This is a genomic window from Halomonas sp. AOP27-A1-41, from assembly GCF_052378605.1.
Lineage (GTDB): Bacteria > Pseudomonadota > Gammaproteobacteria > Pseudomonadales > Halomonadaceae > Vreelandella > Vreelandella citrativorans.
Window position 1 is genome coordinate 1 of sequence record NZ_JBQSXT010000021.1, and the last position, 13,422, is coordinate 13,422.

General features: G+C 55.6%; 11 protein-coding genes. 6 read left to right on the forward strand and 5 right to left on the reverse strand.

What is annotated here, in order from left to right; genetic code table 11:
- On the reverse strand, positions 1-735 hold a 735-nt coding region (locus ACT3TC_RS13300), incomplete at its 3' end, for a CDP-alcohol phosphatidyltransferase family protein (RefSeq protein WP_444640345.1).
- 306 nt (positions 736-1,041) lie between these two features.
- Between ACT3TC_RS13300 and ACT3TC_RS13305 the strand changes: the two genes are divergently transcribed.
- From ACT3TC_RS13305 to ACT3TC_RS13315, 3 genes are read left to right on the forward strand one after another with little or no spacing between them, the layout of a single operon-like run.
- Positions 1,042-2,031 carry a zinc-dependent alcohol dehydrogenase gene (locus tag ACT3TC_RS13305; RefSeq protein ID WP_172117306.1) on the forward strand — a complete coding sequence of 330 codons (990 nt, stop codon included), beginning with the start codon at positions 1,042-1,044 and terminating at the stop codon, positions 2,029-2,031.
- A gap of 28 nt (positions 2,032-2,059) precedes the next feature.
- The gene (locus tag ACT3TC_RS13310) at positions 2,060-2,458 is read left to right on the forward strand and encodes a 6-pyruvoyl trahydropterin synthase family protein (RefSeq protein ID WP_172117305.1); all 399 of its coding nucleotides are present in this window, start codon (positions 2,060-2,062) and stop codon (positions 2,456-2,458) included.
- The gene (locus ACT3TC_RS13315) at positions 2,455-4,377 is read left to right on the forward strand and encodes a glycosyltransferase (RefSeq protein WP_444640346.1); all 1,923 of its coding nucleotides are present in this window, start codon (positions 2,455-2,457) and stop codon (positions 4,375-4,377) included. Before ACT3TC_RS13310 ends, ACT3TC_RS13315 begins: the two co-directional genes overlap by 4 nt.
- Before the next feature lie 271 nt (positions 4,378-4,648).
- Here the strand turns inward: ACT3TC_RS13315 and ACT3TC_RS13320 are convergent, their stop codons facing one another.
- Positions 4,649-5,521 carry a RibD family protein gene (locus ACT3TC_RS13320; RefSeq protein WP_444640347.1) on the reverse strand — a complete coding sequence of 291 codons (873 nt, stop codon included), beginning with the start codon at positions 5,519-5,521 and terminating at the stop codon, positions 4,649-4,651.
- A gap of 97 nt (positions 5,522-5,618) precedes the next feature.
- Here ACT3TC_RS13320 and ribA point away from each other — a divergent pair, with 97 nt between their 5' ends.
- On the forward strand, positions 5,619-6,725 hold the full coding sequence (ribA, locus tag ACT3TC_RS13325; RefSeq protein ID WP_444640348.1) for a GTP cyclohydrolase II RibA: 1,107 nt from the start codon (positions 5,619-5,621) through the stop codon (positions 6,723-6,725).
- A 5-nt stretch (positions 6,726-6,730) separates the two neighbouring features.
- Here ribA and ACT3TC_RS13330 read toward each other — a convergent pair whose 3' ends face one another.
- From ACT3TC_RS13330 to ACT3TC_RS13340, 3 genes are all read right to left on the reverse strand, one after another.
- On the reverse strand, positions 6,731-7,498 hold the full coding sequence (locus ACT3TC_RS13330; RefSeq protein ID WP_444640349.1) for a creatininase family protein: 768 nt from the start codon (positions 7,496-7,498) through the stop codon (positions 6,731-6,733).
- 329 nt (positions 7,499-7,827) lie between these two features.
- Positions 7,828-9,810, reverse strand: a complete 1,983-nt coding sequence (gene mdoH, locus ACT3TC_RS13335; protein ID WP_444640350.1) for a glucans biosynthesis glucosyltransferase MdoH — start codon at positions 9,808-9,810, stop codon at positions 7,828-7,830.
- Positions 9,803-11,344: a glucan biosynthesis protein gene (locus ACT3TC_RS13340; protein WP_444640351.1), complete on the reverse strand. Its 1,542-nt coding sequence runs from the start codon at positions 11,342-11,344 to the stop codon at positions 9,803-9,805. Before ACT3TC_RS13340 ends, mdoH begins: the two co-directional genes overlap by 8 nt.
- Before the next feature lie 253 nt (positions 11,345-11,597).
- Between ACT3TC_RS13340 and ACT3TC_RS13345 the strand changes: the two genes are divergently transcribed.
- Both ACT3TC_RS13345 and ACT3TC_RS13350 read left to right on the forward strand, forming a co-directional pair.
- A complete protein-coding gene (locus tag ACT3TC_RS13345; RefSeq protein ID WP_444640352.1) occupies positions 11,598-11,987 on the forward strand; it encodes a hypothetical protein in 390 nt (129 codons plus the stop codon).
- Between the two features lie 24 nt (positions 11,988-12,011).
- The gene (locus ACT3TC_RS13350) at positions 12,012-13,421 is read left to right on the forward strand and encodes a mannose-1-phosphate guanylyltransferase/mannose-6-phosphate isomerase (RefSeq protein WP_444640353.1); all 1,410 of its coding nucleotides are present in this window, start codon (positions 12,012-12,014) and stop codon (positions 13,419-13,421) included.
- Position 13,422 lies beyond the last annotated feature (1 nt).

Here is a 13,422-nt window from a genome sequence, read left to right on the forward strand (position 1 = left end):
AAGTGCTTGGCGTCGGCGCTGTTGATAAAGCCACCAAGTGTCGATGCCAAAGGAGTAGGAAAGTGAGAGTAGTGCGCTAAACGCCAATAGGCTCGCAACGAGCGTGGGCGTCAGCGGGGTGAGCGCCAATAGCAGGGCGGATACTTGCCAAACGCACACCACTTTACGGCGTATGCTGGCAAATAAAGGGACTGAAAGCCACGTAAAGTGCCAGCTAGCCACCACAAATAAATAGCGCGTAACGCCAATCAAAATCACCCACAGCCCTAACGATTCAAGTTGAATTAACCCCACACAGAGCAACAGGATAAGCAGCGCATCCAGCTCCATATCAAAACGGGCGCCAAACGTGCTATAGCTCTGCGTTTTTCTGGCTATCCAGCCGTCCACGCCATCCAGCATCAGCGCGGTGGTCGCGGTAACAAGCCATAGCCAAATGGCATGAGTGAATACATTGTCGGCCAGCGCCCCCGCCACCAACGCGACTAATACGGCGCGCAGTAACGTTATTCTGTTGGCCCAGCCAAGTGCGCCACCCGACCAGAAAATCAATACGAAAAGGCTAATAAACGCATAGGTGCCAAACGCTAGCCCCCAGTTCAAAGCCGTTACCGTCAATGTGGGTAGCAGGCTGCCCAGCCCCAGCAGTAGCAAACTGCCCACCGCTAGTTCGCTGGCGCTGTAGAGGCGGCTCGATAAAAGATGGCTAGAAGCGAGCGTGGTAATTCGAACCATTGTGTCTCGCAAAGCGGATATCCCGCCCGCAGTCAATTGATGGGTGAGCCTGTTTATATATACGCTTCTTATACGTGGCTCTGCGGTTGTCTACCCCATTAATCATAGCGTATTGATGTCCCTGAAAAGTACCTGCGTACATTTTTAACCGTTCTTAAACGAAATTGGCGCCCGCATTCATCGACCTGTGTCTTTTCTGGGCTAAGCTTTACGGTACGCCACAAAAATTTCATACGTTGGCCATGCCAGATTAACGGCAGAGGTGCCCAGCTGATTGGATGAAAACGCGAATAATAGGGAAATGACATGTCGGCGAACGATACGGCCACTGCCTTCTGGGTAACGCGTCCAAGGGTCGGCGAGCTTAAAAAAGAGACGCTCACCAGCGTAGGGGAGGAAGACGTACGCGTACGTGCCCTGTTCAGTGGCGTTAGCCGTGGCACTGAGTCGCTGGTATTCAATGCCCGCGTACCCGAAAGCGAAGTGGAGCGTATGCAGGCCCCTTTTCAGGCAGGTAGTTTTCCCGCGCCGGTCAAGTATGGCTACTGTAGTGTCGGCGTTGTTGAGCAAGGGCCTGCGCACCTGCTTAACAAAACGGTATTTTGTCTCTATCCCCATCAGGATCGCTATGTCGTTCCTGCTTCCGCCGTATTGCCTATTCCTGACAGTATACCGGTGCCGCGCGCCGTGCTGGCCGCCAATATGGAGACGGCCATTAACGGCGTTTGGGACGCCGAACCAATGCTTGGGGAACGCGTCAGTGTTATCGGGGCCGGTGTTGTAGGCGCCCTGGTGGCTTACCTGTGTTCACAGATCCCCGGTGTGAGCGTCACGCTGATTGATATTAACCCGAAGCGCCAGGCGCTCGCCGAGCGTTTAGGCCTTGTCTTTTGTACCCCGGAAAAAGCGCCCAACGATCAAGACTGCATCATTCACGCCAGCGGCCATCCCGAAGGCTTACGCCAAGCGCTAAGCCAGGTCGGCAACGAAGGCCGAGTTATCGAAATGAGCTGGTTTGGCGAAGGGGAGGTGAGTATCCCCTTGGGCGGTGCGTTTCATTCACTGCGCCTTAGCCTGCGCGCCAGCCAGGTGGGCCAGTTACCCGCTAAATTGCGCCCGCGATGGGACTTCCAGCGCCGTTTAATGTTGGCCTTGAGCCTGTTAAACGATAGCCGATTAGACGCACTGATTAGTGGCGAGAGCGACTTTGACGCCTTGCCCCAGCTTGCTCCCAAACTCTTTTCTACGGACAGCGACGTGCTATGTCACCGCCTTCGTTACCCCGCTCACGTTTAACCACTACAGCTTACTATCAGGAGCGTTTATGTACCGTCTATGTGTTCGTGATCACTTTATGATTGCGCATAGCTTCAAAGGTGACATTTTTGGTCCTGCCCAGCGCACGCATGGGGCAACATATGTCGTTGATGTGGTCTTTCAGCGCCCGGAGCTTGATGAGGACGGATTAGTGATTGATATCGGCCTCGCCAGCGAAACGCTCAAGGAAGTGTTGTCACACCTGAACTATCGCAATCTGGATGACGAAGAAGCCTTTAAGGGTAAAAACACCTCCACCGAGTTTATGGCCAGCGTTATCTTCAGCCGTTTGGCCGATGCCATCGGTGAAGGCCAAATGGGGAAAACCGCGCAAGGCATCGCTCGTATGGAAGTCAAACTGCATGAGTCGCATATTGCCTGGGCAAGCTATGAAGGCGATCTATGAGTGAACCACTGACGTTTATTATCGCGGGGGCGCTTGATCAGCGCACCGGCGGCTATATCTACGATGCGCGCATGATCGAAGCGCTGCGTCAGGAAGGGCGCACCGTCGATGTCATCAGCTTATCAGGCCGCTTCCCTAATGCCGACCAGGAGGCTGCCGAGCAATTGGCTACGGCACTAAACGATTTGCCCGAGGCCACGGACGTGGTAATCGATGGTCTCGCCATGGGGATGTTACCGGACATCATTATTGAGCAGGCCAATCGGTTGATGATAACAGCACTGGTGCATCATCCGTTGGGTGATGAGCAAGGGCTAAGCGAATCCGAGCAGCAGCAATTTCATCAGTCTGAGCTGAAGGGGCTTGCCGCCGTCTCACAAATAATCGTGACCAGCCGGTTTACTGAGCGCCGGTTGAAGGCGTTGGCAAACCGCTACGCCATGCCTATAGCGGCTACGGTTAGTGTTGTCGAGCCTGGGGTGGACGTTGTCCCCATGAACGCCGCCCCAGCGCTTGGCGAGCCGCTGCGGTTTGTGTGTGTGGCAACGCTTGTTCCGCGTAAGGGGCAGGATGTGTTGGTCCAGGCATTGGCGGGATTAAACCAGAGAAACTGGCAGTGTGACTGTTATGGCGGTGCACGTGATGCGGCGTTTGCCGACCGGGTAGCGAAGTTGATTGAGGCGCATGGGCTTGCGTCTTGTGTGCAGCTGCACGGCGAGTGCGACGCGACGACCTTAACCAGGACGTACGAAAACGCGCACGCCCTGGTACTGCCTTCCTGGTACGAAGGTTATGGCATGGTGGTCACCGAGGCGCTGGCGCGAGGCCTGCCTGTCATTACCACGACCGGGGGCGCTCTTGATGAAACCTTGCCGGAAGGCGCAGGCCTTAAAGTAACGCCTGGGGATGTAAAGGCACTGACACATGCACTGAGCCGTTTCTGCGATGAACCTGAGCTGCGTGCGTCGCTTAAAGCCGGTGCAGAAGCGGTGCGTGAAACGCTTAGCGATTGGCAGCATGCCGGTGCTGCGTTTGCTAAAGCGCTGAACCCGATCCCCTCTTTTCATACCGGCAGCCAGTTTGAAGCCGATTGGCTCACGCTGCGTGAAGAGGCGGATGCTACGTTTAGAAGCCAGCAGCTTCCTCAAAAAGCCGCTATATGGCTAAGTGAACGCACTCAGACGCCGAGGCTGGTCGATTTAGGGTCAGGCAGAGGAAGCAATATGCGCTTCCTAGCGCCTTTTCTACCGACCCCGCAGCACTGGACGCTCATTGACCATGACGCTGAACTACTCAACGACGCCCGCGACAGCATCGGCAAGCTGGAAAATGCCCAGGCGGGCATTCGGGTAGAAACGCTCTGCACGTCGCTTGATTCGCTTGTTCATGTACCTCTGCAAGATTCGGATCTGATAACCGCATCGGCGCTGCTGGATCTTGTATCGCAAGGTTGGATCGAAACGCTCGTCACGCACTGCCAAGCACGTGACCAAGCGCTGTTAATGGCCCTTAGCGTGACCGGAGAGTGGGGCTTTACCGATGCCGATGATGAGCCGTTATCCGATGATGACCACTGGCTACTGGCGCTGTTTATGGCGCATCAGCATCGCGACAAAGGATTAGGTGATGCCTTGGGCGGGCAGGCTCACGAGACGCTGGTTAATGCGCTTGAACAAGCGAATTATCACGTTGAGCAGGTTGCTACCCCTTGGCTGTTGAGTTCGGCTAACCGTTTACATCAGCCTTTAATGACGGCGCTCATTAACGGCTGGGCGGAAGCGGCGACAGAACAGGCACCAGAGGCCGCTACTCGCATTGGTGAGTGGCGTGAGCGACGTACACACTCGGTGGCTTCCGGTGAAGTGGGCATTTGGGTGGGGCATTGTGACCTGCTAGCAACGCCAGAAAAAAGGGCGTAGCCCGATGAACATGCAGCAGATATGGCGCTCTCCTTGGGTTCGACGCGGGCTAATGAGCGCTGGCTTGCTTGTCATGAGCTATGGGGTCGTTATGGTCTGTGCGGCGCGGGCCATTGGTGTCGAGCTTGCGGCGTCGAAAATTTTGGCACTGGCGCCGGTGCTTCTGTTAGCCATGTTAATTCCGCTGTCCCTTGCTTATGGTGTGTTAGTACTGCTTTCAAGCCTGCCGGGCATTTGGGTGGCGATGGATAAACGTCACCGTGCCCAGCCGTCAGGCAAAGGTGGTGGCTCTCAGCACCACGTCAAACAGCGTGTCGTCTCCACAGCGAAACGTTCTCATCGTCGGGCGCAGAGCACTTCCAAGCGTCTCGATAGGCGTCATCTGAAGCCCCGGCCTGCCCGAGCCGATCAGCAGTGGGGCGACCAGAAGGTGCAGGCGATCAATGACGTTTGCTTCAATAAACCGGGAAACCGTTATGCCGCCCCCTTCCACCAGAATGCGCTTCAAACCACACTGATTAAGCAGCGCGATTACATCATTTGGGGCGAACTGCCCCTGCGCATTAAGCGGCAGTACATGGCGCTGAACCCGCGAATTGGGCGGCGGCGGTGTATCCGGCCCCACGATGTGCAGCGTGGGCGCCGAGTCGGTGTGGAACAGCTTAATGCCTGTGGGCACACGACCGCGCGGATCAAGCACTACCCGCGTGGGATGCGTGCCGGTGACATGACGCACTGTCAATTGGGGATCGTCAGCACTGGCCGTGCCGGCGCCGACGATAACGGCATCCACCAGCGCCCGCAGCCGATGCAGGTGAATCAGGCTCTCATGGCCGTTGATGTAGTGCGAGTGGCCGCTCTGCGTCGCAATACGCCCGTCCAGGCTTTGCCCCAGCTGGGCAATCACCCAGTGGGGGCGGCTTGCCAGCGGCACCAGGCAGTCCAACAGGTCAGTGGTCGCCGGTGTTATAGCGTTCTGACGGTGCCAGTTGCCCTCAGCGTCGAGCTGCAATGGCGCCTCGGTTGTTCGGCCTTCACGTATTGCCAACAGCCACGCCCATGCCGTGTCTATATCCAGCGACGTCTTCTTCTCCAACAATGTTTTAGGACCAATGCAGCCACTATGGTGACGGGTGTCGGACATAACGCCTCCACGCTGAGAAAACAGTCTTATCTTGCGGGGCCGTATCGTTCAACGCAAGCGTACGCTACCCGCTGCACCAGGCAATTAGGAGGCCACTATGTATCACATTGAACGCGCTATTTTCGATATTCGCCGTGGGCTGCCGGTTGTGCTTAATACGGGGGAAAAGCGTCTACTGGTACAGGCATTAGAGGGCATTGAGTCGGTCGATATGCTGGCCAAACTCGCAGGGACGCGACCTTCTCTGGTATTAACGCGCCATCGCCTGGAGGCGATGGGCATGTCACTAACGGCGGAAGCAGCCTGTTTGCCATTGGTTGAGCATGTGAGCGAAGATGATTTGCAGGCGCTCGCGGTGGTTCAAACGGCAAGTCGACCCGCGCATTCCTTATTAAGTGGCCTTAAACCCGCAGGACCTGGTGAGCGTGGCGCGGTTGCACTCATGCGCCGTGCTTTGCTAATTCCAGCCGCGCTATGTGCCGATGTGAGTGACCCGGCAGCTGAATTGGTGGCGCAGGAAATTGCTCAAGGCAAGCTGTTGGAAGTTGATGCGAGAGACGCTGCAAAGTGCCTGGCCGGTGCACCGGGTATGCTGAAACGGGTGAGCGAAGCCAGGATTCCGCTGGAAGACGCTGCTGAAAGTCGCTTTGTGCTGTTCCGCGAGCCGGATGGGCTACGCGAGCATGTGGCGGTCGTAATCGGACAGCCTGAAACGCTGGAAGGGGCAGTTCCTTTACGCCTGCATTCTGCATGCCTGACCGGCGATTTATTTGGCAGCCTGCGCTGCGATTGCGGCGAGCAGTTGCGTAATGCCGTGGCGGACATTCAGGCCATGGGGGGAGGTGTACTACTTTATCTGGCCCAGGAGGGGCGGGGCATTGGGCTTGCCAATAAGCTGCGCGCCTATACTCTGCAAGATGGTGGCCTGGACACCATGGATGCTGACCAGGTGCTGGGGTTTGGTGACGACGAGCGCCAGTACGCCGTGGCGGTGGACATGCTTAATGCGCTGAAGATCTCTCAAGTGCAGCTACTGACGAATAATCCATTGAAGATCGCTGCCCTGCGTGAAGGCGGGATTGAGGTGGTATCACGTCAAGCACTTTATGGGAGCGTCACCGACCAGAATCATCGCTACCTGAGTGCAAAAGCCAATCGAGCCGGTCATCTTTTCGGCGACGTATTAGGCCGACATGGGCGCTAACGCACTTAAAACGCAGGCAGCCGAGCTGTTTCCGTGATCACGGTTGCCAGTTGCTCAGCGTAATGGTGTACCAGACGCTCACCCAATGCCGACGTGGCTTGGTGGGCATCACCGGCCACGCCGTGCTGGCTTAAGTCCTCGGCAAGCCAGGCAAATGCGGCGGCCCCTTCCGGGCCTACCAGTCGGCAATTTTCTAACGTGCCGAGCGGGGCAGCCTGATAGTTGTCCAGATTGACGGTGGTTGGCGCCAGGTATTGCATCATGGCGGTTTCAAGCAGCCCGCCGTGTAATCCATAACGCAGCTCTTGGGCATCAACCGCACCTTCAAGCGGTGGGAGCCGTGTATACGTCGCTTTAACGACGCGCATATTAAACTGCTGGCGTAGGGTGAGCGCGGCCAGCTCCATAATGGCTTTATTGCCGCCATGGCTGTTGATGAGTACCAGCCGGTTGATGCCCGCCTGAGCGACGCATTTCCCATACGCTTCAAGTGTGGCAATCGCGAGCGACGCAGGAAGGCTAAGCGTGCCAGAGAAGTTAGCGTGCTCGTCGCTTGCGCCCACCGCAATAGAGGGTAAGCAAACGACCTCTAGAGCGGGGTCAAGAACGCTCAGCATAGCAGCCTGCAGTCCTTCGCCAATAATCAGGTCCGTGCCTAACGGTAGGTGTGTGCCGTGCTGCTCAATCGCGCCCAGCACTAAAACGGCGACAGGGTCGCGCTCGGCGACCCCCGCTAACTCGGGAACACTAAGCGCTTGCCAATCGTAAATCATAAATCCTGAATTCCTGGCGTAAGCTCCTTGTAACGGAGCTAGGTATGGAGGGTGTGATAGCCGGTCCTGATCAACGTTGTAGTAAACACGTTTTTGTAACCATAGTGCGCCTGCGCTTGAAACCACAGCGCTGTTGGCAGGTTAGGTCGAAAATTAACGTTTGAAAAGCTGTCACATACCATCACCCGCTATGGGCACGCGCCAGTAGGGGGTGATCCACTCGGCAGGCATGCAGGTCGCCCGAGGTAGGCCATCTGCACCTGTGGCTAACCTCAGGCTACGTTAAACCAGCATCGAACTGCTTAGCCGATGTGCTAGCTGGCCAAGCATTAATGAGGCTCCTTCGTCTGGGCAGCCGGGGACGACGGCGCGTGGACGCTAAACTGGTTTAGCGACTGAGGCGGCATCTCGCCAGACAATTCAGAAGGCAGCGCATTAAGAACATACGGAGAACCATCGGCCATGGCAGGCAAGATTAAACTGTCGCGCGCCATAAGGGTGTTAAATTCATCCAGCAAAGATGGGCTCAAACTCGTGCTAGGCGTTTTTAGCAGCCCTAAGCGCTGATTGATAACGCCGCCCCACGTGCTGCTACTGGAGTACTTGATGATCGGGACTGCCAACAGCAGGCCTAGCCATACCGGCGATAGCCATCCAAAGGCTGAGGCGGAAAACAGCATGACAGCTCCCGCCCAGGCAAGGCCACATAGCGTCATCCAGCCAGCATGCTGCCAAACTTCTCCCCAAGGTAAAGAGCGCTCGCCTCGGGGTTGGGTTTGCCACTCAATAGAGCGCCCTAGCAGCACAGTGATAATAAATAGGCTGTGCCATGCCATCATCAAGGGTGCAATCAACGCGGCAAAGAGTATTTCCAATACCATGCTGGTGAATAGCTTAAGCCTGCCACCAAAAGCATGAGGACACTGTCCGAGTGCCAGTAAAAACCCCAGAAACTTGGGTGCCAGCAGCATCCCCAAGGTAATGGTCAGTAGCCCTACGGATAACGATTTGGGCAGCATTTGCTCTGTCGGCTCATCAATCGCCTGGTAGCCGACCAGAAGGCTCGTACACACCAGCAGAGCGAGCCACACAAGCGATGATAAATAGGCAAAGGCGCCGAAGAAAAAATGTAGCCGACTGATGGGATGAAAGCCCGCGCCCGTTAGCAAACGTAGATGCTGTAAATTTCCCTGCAGCCAACGACGATCACGCTTGGCAAAGTCGAGCATATTGCTGGGCATGGCCTCAAAGCTGTTATGAGAGGCGCTGGCATACGGGTCATGACGTGAAACGGCGGTGGTGGCCGTAGTATCAAGAAGTACCTGCCAGCCACTTCTTTTTAACAGGGCTGCCTCCACGAAATCGTGGCTAAGAATTTCTCCGCCAAGTGGCGGTTTGCCGGGAATGGTAGGCAAGCCTGCGCTGGCCATAAAGGCGCGCGTGCGCACAATGGCGTTATGCCCCCAGTAGTTGGCAGCACCGCCTTGCCAGAAGCTTTGGCCTGCGGCCAGCATCGGGCTGTAAAGTGCAGAGGCAAACTGGGTGAAAAGGCCAAACAGCGTGCGCTGACCAACCGGAATCGGCACGGTTTGAATCAAGCCGACACTGGGCTCGCGCTGCATGCGGTGAACTAGCGTTAACAGCGTCTCGCCACTCATCAGGCTATCCGCATCCAGAACCACCATATAGTCGTAGCGGCGTCCCCAGCGGCAGCAAAAATCGGCAATATTACCTGCCTTACGCTCATGGTTGTTTTCTCGACGACGGTAGTGAACCGCCAGCTGACCGGCAAGGCGCTGCTGAAGTGCTGCCACGTGGGCGGCCTCTTCCTGGGCTTTGTCGAGGTCCTGCGTATCACTCAGAATAAAGACGTCGAAGTGTTCGCTTAAGGGTGTCTCAGGAGGGTTCGAGGAGGTGTGTGCCTGCTCAATTAGCGAGCGACAGGTCGCTTCGAGGCCTGCAATAGTGGGGATGGGAGGTTCTGCATAAATCGGCATGACCAGCGCTGTTTTACTCACCAGTAAATTGCCGTTAGGCGAAAGCGGCACTTGCCGACGCAGGCTTAAGGGATCTAGCCGCAGGGCGCACACAATAAAACCGAACACAGCACCCCAAAACGCCAAGGCGATCCAGCTAAACGTTAGTGCAAACAGTACCAGCATGGTGATTTGCCAGCCTATTTCCAAAAAGGAAATAACCTTGAACATCGCCACACAGCCAGCAATGCTGGAGCTGATGACGAGCACGGCCAGCAATGCGCGACGAAAGGCCAACCACGGAATCAACGGGGTAAGTTCAATAGATTTACGCATCGGGATACCACACATAGTTCCAGGTTTCGCTAATGGGCTGGTTATTGAGCATTAAACGCAGGCGGATATCAGTTGGCTCATTTCCCGGGGGAACTCGAAAGCTGGCGCGCCACATGTTATCGGGGAGCGGCATAACATGGGGCTGCGTGACGTTGCCGGTTTGGGTGCTAATGTCGAGTTCGACGGGTTGATCTGGGGCAATGCCATCAAGCGCACCGCCTTGAAAATCGACAACAAACTGGCGCTCTACTGTAGCGCCTTCACTGGCGCTTCCCTCAATGGTGGCCTTGCCATGACGGGTGCGAATGGCTCGGCCTACGGCGTGGTCCTGGGCATCATTGAGTGTGTAGGTGTGATAATGAAGGTGGCGTGAGTCCCCAGCGTTAAGCGGCTCATCGTCGACCCAATAGGCAACAATATTGTCGTGGGTTTCATCCGGAGTGGGTATTTCTACTAGTTCAACATGACCTGCGCCCCATGCATCAATAGGCGCTACCCATTGGCTGGGCCGTTGATGGTAATGCGCTTCCATATCCAAATAGCGGCTAAAGTCGCGCTCACGCTGCATCAGCCCAAAACCGTGGGGGGCGTTATCCACAAAGCTTGAAATATGTGTTTCTTGAGGATTACTGAGCGGGCGCCAAATCCATTCATCAGCGCCTGTATGTATCAATAATCCATCAGAGTCGTGTACCTGTGGCCGAAAATCATCAAACCTTTCATGGCTAGACTCGCCAAATGTGTACATGCTGGTAAGCGGAGCTATGCCTAGCTTGGCAACATCGTGACGGGCAAATAGCTCGGCTTCTATCTCGGCATCGGTTTGTTCACCTGGGCGCAGCGTTATGCGGTAAGCACCGCTTAACGATGGACTGTCGAGCAGCGCGAGTAGCGTGATTTCATCGGCATCTTCGCTTGGTTTATAGAGCCAAAACTCCCGAAAGGCTGGAAACTCTTCCTTTTCAGATGACGCTGTGTCGATCGCTAATCCTCGCGTTGATAATCCGTAGGTTTGACTCTGGCCCACCAGGCGGAAATAGCTGGCGCCTAAAAAGACCGCGAACTCATCCGCGTAATCGTCATTGTTGAGGGGATAGTGCAGCCGAAATCCGGCATGGCCACTGCCGGTTAAATCCTGCTCAAGAAGCGCCTCGGCATTGTCATCGTACTGAAAATCATCGCTGGAGAAGGGCAGCGGGGTGGCGTCATCGCCCTCAATGATGTTCAGCGTGATAGGCGTTTGAAAAATAAACCCGCTATGAAATAACTGTAAATTGAAGGGGCTTTCATCACGCCAGTAGGCTTGGTCGGGCGAAAAGCGGATTTGTCGATAGGTGTCGTAATCAATCTCTTTTAGGGCCGAGGGTAGTGATTCTTCAGGCGCTTGATACGCCTGTTCAGCAAGCTGTTTAGCCTGCTCAATGACCGCATTGAAATGGTCATCTGTGTGGGCACTGGTTGGCAATGTCGTAAAGCAGCCAAGCAGTAATATCCACTTTCCGATCTCCGGACTCTTCAACGTCGTACAGCGCATAGGCGAGTTCCTTTCGACGGCTGACTAAAACAGGGTGAGCTAACATTACTATCAGTATGTTTAAACAAATTTTGTACACTAAATCCTTTATGCACACCGTTCATCTAACGTATGGTCGCCAACATGGGTAATGCCGCCACTTACACGGCATTTGGACGCCCGCTTAACGTATATGTAGACCTGCCGTTGTTGCGCTCAATCTTTCACTTGCTAGTAGGTAATGTAGGCCAAATATGGGCATTTTGCGCGATGCTTGCAGGCGCGCTGGGCTATTTTTGCGCCTTGGGAACAGGCGAGTGACCCACCGGAGGTGGTCTGGCAGGATAGTGAGCGGATACGTGATCATGACGCTTGGTCTGTCGACTACGCTGTAGAGGTGACCGGGCGTTGGGCGAAACGTGTGGCAGACGATAAAACGTTGTTGATTGTGCTTGGCGATCATCAGCCAGCACCGCTTATTACCGGTGACGATGCCAGTGCGGCAGTACCGGTGCATATTATTAGCGGTGACCCTGCGTTATTGGCGCCTTTTCGCACGTATGGATTTGTGGAGGGCACGCTGCCGTCATTGGATAATCCTGAAAAGACTGCGCGAATGAGCCAGCTTCGCCACTGGTTACGGGAAGCATTTGGCCGCCGGTAACACTTTGCCTACAAGGACGAGACTATGATTCAGCCGGTGATTCTGTGCGGGGGAAGCGGCACGCGGCTGTGGCCGCTTTCACGCGAGCAAATGCCCAAACAGTTTTTGCGCTTAACCTCGACGAAGAGCCTGCTTCAGCAAACGCTGGATCGCTTGGAGGGGATAAGTACGACACCGCCGTTTATTATGGGCCATCAGGCGCACCGGTTCCTTATGGCTGAGCAACTGCGTGAAGCGAACCAAGCGGGGCGTATTGTGCTAGAGCCAGAAGGGCGTAACACAGCGCCTGCGATTGCCTGTGCGGCGTTGTTAGCCAAGGGCGCAGGAGACGATCCGCTGCTGTTGGTCTTGCCGGCGGATCATGTCATTGGCGATGTGAGCGCTTTTCAACAAAGCGTCGAGTGGGCCGTGCCCTTGGCAGAGCAGGGCTATTTAGTCACCTTTGGCGTTGTGCCTACGCATCCTGAAACGGGATACGGCTATATCGCCTGTGGTGATGCATTGGAAAAGGGCTATCAGCTCGCCTCGTTTATTGAAAAACCGAATGCAGAGCGCGCCGCTCAACTGCTTGAACAAGGCGATACGCTTTGGAACAGCGGCATGTTTTTGCTACGCGCTTCGACATATCTTGAGCAGCTGGCAGACCTTCAACCCGAGATGCTGTCTGCCTGCCGGGCCGCTGTTGATGGCGCTCACAGCGATCTGGATTTTCTAAGGCTCGCCGAAGCGCCGTTTCAGTGCTGCCCTGCCAATTCGATTGATTATGCCGTCATGGAGCACTGCCGTTTTGCGGCCGTCATCCCCCTTGATGCTCAGTGGAGCGATGTAGGCAGTTTCGATGCGCTTTGGGAGATGGCCGCGGCGGATGAAGCGGGCAATGTGGTGCAAGGTGATGCGCTGTTGCACTCGACTACGAATTCACTCGTGATGGCCGAACACCGCCTGGTGACCACGCTGGGTGTTAACGACTTGCTTGTGATTGAAACCCCTGACAGCGTGCTGGTGGCGCATCGGGACCAGGCCCAGCACATAAAACAATTAGTGGCGGTGTTAGCCAGTAAAGGGCGCCGCGAGCTTCAGTCAGCGCCCCAGGTACATCGCCCCTGGGGTGACTTTCAAGCAATTGATAGTGGTGAGCGCTACCAGGTTAAGCATATTACGGTGAAACCCGGCGGCCGACTCTCCCTTCAACGCCACCATCATCGCGCCGAGCATTGGGTCGTGGTAAGCGGAACGGCACAGGTAACCGTGGGAGAGCGCAGCTTCTTAGTCAGTGAAAATCAATCGACCTATATTCCGATTGGCACACTTCACCGCTTAGAGAACCCCGGTAAAATCCCGTTAGAGCTGATTGAGGTTCAGTCGGGTGCCTATCTGGGGGAAGACGATATCGAAAGGCTCGATGATGTCTATGCACGCCATGACGATGAGTAGG

Coding starts and splice junctions, on each gene's coding strand:
- ACT3TC_RS13310 (WP_172117305.1), top strand. CDS start 2,060: ATGTACCGTCTATGTGTTCGTGATCACTTTATGATTGCGCATAGCTTC.
- ACT3TC_RS13340 (WP_444640351.1), bottom strand. CDS start 11,344: ATGCGCTGTACGACGTTGAAGAGTCCGGAGATCGGAAAGTGGATATTA.
- ACT3TC_RS13315 (WP_444640346.1), top strand. CDS start 2,455: ATGAGTGAACCACTGACGTTTATTATCGCGGGGGCGCTTGATCAGCGC.
- ribA (WP_444640348.1), top strand. CDS start 5,619: ATGTATCACATTGAACGCGCTATTTTCGATATTCGCCGTGGGCTGCCG.
- ACT3TC_RS13320 (WP_444640347.1), bottom strand. CDS start 5,521: ATGTCCGACACCCGTCACCATAGTGGCTGCATTGGTCCTAAAACATTG.
- ACT3TC_RS13305 (WP_172117306.1), top strand. CDS start 1,042: ATGTCGGCGAACGATACGGCCACTGCCTTCTGGGTAACGCGTCCAAGG.
- ACT3TC_RS13350 (WP_444640353.1), top strand. CDS start 12,012: ATGATTCAGCCGGTGATTCTGTGCGGGGGAAGCGGCACGCGGCTGTGG.
- ACT3TC_RS13330 (WP_444640349.1), bottom strand. CDS start 7,498: ATGATTTACGATTGGCAAGCGCTTAGTGTTCCCGAGTTAGCGGGGGTC.
- mdoH (WP_444640350.1), bottom strand. CDS start 9,810: ATGCGTAAATCTATTGAACTTACCCCGTTGATTCCGTGGTTGGCCTTT.